We start from the raw sequence: 3324 nt of genomic DNA on the forward strand, positions 1-3324 counted from the left end.
GGACCGCCGTGCGGTTGGACCGTGCCGCCGACCGCGACGACGACGCCGACCTTGCTGCGTACAACAACATGCTCGCGAAGCTGGCCAAGCTCGAAGAGCGCTAGGCGCGCTGGCCCGTTCTTCAGGTATGCCTGTGCAGGTTACGCTGCGCATATGGATGAAGACGCCATTCCGGACGCGGCGGTCGCCGCCGCGGGGGCCTTGCGGGTATTCGTGGGCAGGCTAAGACGCCAGATGCAAGATGCGTCGGCGATCGGTGAGCTGAGCTCGGCGCAGGCATCGGCGTTGGCGCGAATCGTGGCAACCGAAGGACCCATGTCGACCAGCGCGCTAGCCAGTGTCGAGCGGGTGCGCCCGCAGTCGATGGCCGAGACCGTGTCGGTCCTGGAAGGGCAGGGCTTGGTCCGTCGGGAACCCGATCCCACCGACGGCCGACGCCAGTTCATCCTCCTCACCGAAGAGGGGCGGGCCTATGGGCAGGGCGCCCGCGCGTCGCGGCGCGAATGGTTGGCGCAAGCCCTTGCTCATCTCACCGAGTCCGAGTTGGCCGTCGTCAACGAGGCGATGGCCATCCTCGAACGCGTCGTCGACCCGTGAGACGTCATATGGACAGTACTAACTGTACAGGTTAGCCTGTCTATATGACGAGAGAAGCCGCCGGGGGGACGCGACCGTCACGCGGCCGGCTGCGCCGTCGAATACGCGTCGACGACGGTTTCGATCACCGGCTGCTCGCGCCGCTCATCTCGGGTGCGGTGCTCAATCCGATCAATTCCACGATCATCGCCGTCGCCTTGGTGCCGATCGGCGTGGCACTTGGTGCGCCAGCCTCGGCGACGGCGTGGCTGATCTCTTCGCTCTACCTGGCGACTGCGGTTGGTCAGCCAGTGGTCGGTCGGCTGATCGACATGTACGGCCCACGCCGGTTGTTCCTGCCCGCGACCGCCCTCGTCGGGCTCGCGGGTGTGATCGGCACCTTCGCACCGAATCTCACCGTCTTGATCATCGCGCGGGTGATCCTTGGCTTCGGTACGTGCGCCGGTTATCCCGCCGCGATGCGCCTCATCCGCGACGAAAGTGAGCGGACGGGCAGGGACAGCCCGGCAATGGTCCTGACGGTTCTCGCGATTTCGACACAGACCATCTCCGTCATCGGTCCCTCCGTGGGTGGGTTGCTGATCGGCCTCGGCGGATGGCGCACCACCTTCGCCGTCAACATCCCGATCGCGCTGCTTGCCTTCACGCTCGGGGCACGCCGCCTGCCCAAGTCGAGCGCCCCGCCCAGCGGGCGACTCCGGTCGCCGAGCCGTCGCGAAGGCATTCGTGACCTCGACCTGCTCGGGATGGGTCTCTTCGGCGCCGCCCTGGTCGCGTTGCTGCTGTTCTTGATGCAGCCACGCGTCGGACTCTGGTATCTCGGTGTCGTCTTCCTCGTCGCGGCGGCAGCCTTCGCCTTCCGCGAGTTGTTGCACGACCAGCCCTTCATCGACCTTCGGATCCTCGGTGACAACGTGCCGTTGATGCTCACTTACGGACGGGCCCTGCTGTCCTTCGTCGTGTCCTACAGCTTCATCTACGGCTTCACCCAGTGGCTCGAGGCCGGTCGCGGCCTGTCTCCCAGCCAGGCGGGCCTCGCCATGCTGCCGGTGTTCGCGACCGGGATCGTCGTGTCGCTGATCAGCGGTCGCCGTGAACGGGTGCGCGGCAAGCTCGTCGTGGCCGCAGCCGGGCAGGTCATGGGCAGTGTGCTGTTGCTGACGCTGCAGTCCTCTACGCCGCTCTGGCAGATCGTCCCGGTCGCACTGGTCTTCGGGATTCCGCAGGGCCTGAACAGCCTCGGATTGCAGAACTCCGTCTACCGCCAAGCCCGTCCCGACGACATCGGTGCATCGGCCGGGCTGTTGCGCACCTTCGGCTACCTCGGCGCCATCATCTCCTCGGCCGCCCAGGGCGCCTTCTTCCATCCCGCCGCGGATACCGGCGGTCTACATCACCTCGCCCTCTTGCTCGTCGGCATCAGCGCGGTGTTTCTGCTCATCACCGTGTTCGACCGTTCACTGTCCAAGGGCACCGCATGAACTCCCGACTGAAGTTCATCGCCGCCGTCGCGATCGTGGTCCTCACGACGGGCTTACCGCTGGCGCCTCCCAATGACGCATCCAGCGCGTCACCGACGGCTCCCAACATCCACTGCCGCCAGCCGTGAGCGGCGGCACGGCGACGTTGTGCACCAAGGACCAGATCAACCTCAGCAGGCTGATCCAGTGCGGCGCCGCACCCACGACTTGAGCCGCTCAGAACCCGCAGTCAACGCTTCGCCCGAGAGGACCAAAACATGCCCGACGCACCTGCACTCGACCCGCGCCACACGGCGCTGCTCGTGATGGATTACCAGAACGGAATCGTCGCTCGGCTGTCCGACGCAGAGTCGCCGCTTGAGCGGGTCAGCTCGGCCGTCGGGAACGTCCGTGGTCGTGGCGGACGGATCGGCTGGGTTCGCGTGGCGTTCACCGAGGCCGACCTCGCCGCGATCCCCGAGCGCAGCGTCTTTGCGGAAGTGACGGGCGGACGGCGACAGCCGGCTCTGCACGCCGACGCCCCCGACACCCAGATTCACGCTCGGCTCAACCCCCAACCTGGCGACATCAGCGTCCGCAAGACCCGCATCGGCGCGTTTTCCACTACCGGCCTCGACCATCAGCTTCGCGCAGGCGAGATCACGACACTGGTCCTCGCCGGAATCAGCACCAGCGGCGTCGTGCTGACCACGGTGCGCGAAGCAATCGACCTCGACTACCAGATCGTCGTCCTGCGGGACGCCTGTGCCGACCGAGACCAGGACACCCATGCCTTTCTCACCGAAAAATTGTTCGCTGCCAACACTTTCGTCACGACCGTCGCTGAACTCGACCGTCTATGGGTTTGACGAACGCACTGGGTCTCGGTTCATCCACAGTCCGCACTTCATCCACAGGGCACCCGGCCGCTCGCCCGTCGCCTCCGTCGGCGATCTTCAACCCGTCGGTGAAGGCGGTGAAATCGTTTGGTCGGCAGGCGAAGTCCCGCTGGTTCTCGTGCTCATTGCGCTGTTCATCCAGTGGCGGCGCAGCGATCAACGGACCGCCGTGCGGTTGGACTGGCCAAGCTCGAAGGAGCGCTAGCAGTTGTCGGCGAGCCCGGACGTGTCAGACCTCGCTCCTATGATGGTGTCATGTCCTCGCCCGCAACGTCTTTGAGCTCCAAGGAGCGCTTGGACGTGTTGTTTGGCGAGATGGAGGAGTTGGCGGGGCAGCGCAATGCGATTGACAGTCGGTTGGTGGAGAT

At 65.7% G+C, this 3324-nt stretch carries 3 protein-coding genes and 2 pseudogenes (1 of these 5 cut by a window edge); all 5 read left to right on the forward strand.

All coding sequences use genetic code 11. From position 1 onward, the window contains the following. Positions 1-104, forward strand: a pseudogene (locus B1790_RS11425) (cytochrome c oxidase assembly protein) (it extends 1857 nt beyond the left edge of the window). 169 nt (positions 105-273) lie between these two features. Next, positions 274-597 (forward strand): annotated as a pseudogene (locus B1790_RS35275) (MarR family winged helix-turn-helix transcriptional regulator); the annotation flags it as partial. Between the two features lie 44 nt (positions 598-641). Next, positions 642-2078: an MFS transporter gene (locus B1790_RS11435; protein WP_079923311.1), complete on the forward strand. Its 1437-nt coding sequence runs from the start codon at positions 642-644 to the stop codon at positions 2076-2078. Then, on the forward strand, positions 2075-2206 hold the full coding sequence (locus B1790_RS35635; RefSeq protein ID WP_255407268.1) for a hypothetical protein: 132 nt from the start codon (positions 2075-2077) through the stop codon (positions 2204-2206). Before B1790_RS11435 ends, B1790_RS35635 begins: the two co-directional genes overlap by 4 nt. Positions 2207-2335: 129 nt before the next feature. Further along, positions 2336-2926, forward strand: coding sequence for a cysteine hydrolase family protein (locus tag B1790_RS11440; protein WP_079923312.1), 591 nt, complete (start codon positions 2336-2338; stop codon positions 2924-2926). Positions 2927-3324: the final 398 nt, after the last annotated feature.

Source organism: Mycobacterium sp. AT1 (assembly GCF_002043095.1).
Taxonomy (GTDB): domain Bacteria; phylum Actinomycetota; class Actinomycetes; order Mycobacteriales; family Mycobacteriaceae; genus Mycobacterium.

Bases quoted from the DNA above. Each gene is read 5' to 3' on its own strand.
- B1790_RS11440 (WP_079923312.1), top strand. From the start codon at position 2,336: ATGCCCGACGCACCTGCACTCGACCCGCGCCACACGGCGCTGCTCGTG.
- B1790_RS11435 (WP_079923311.1), top strand. From the start codon at position 642: ATGACGAGAGAAGCCGCCGGGGGGACGCGACCGTCACGCGGCCGGCTG.
- B1790_RS35635 (WP_255407268.1), top strand. From the start codon at position 2,075: ATGAACTCCCGACTGAAGTTCATCGCCGCCGTCGCGATCGTGGTCCTC.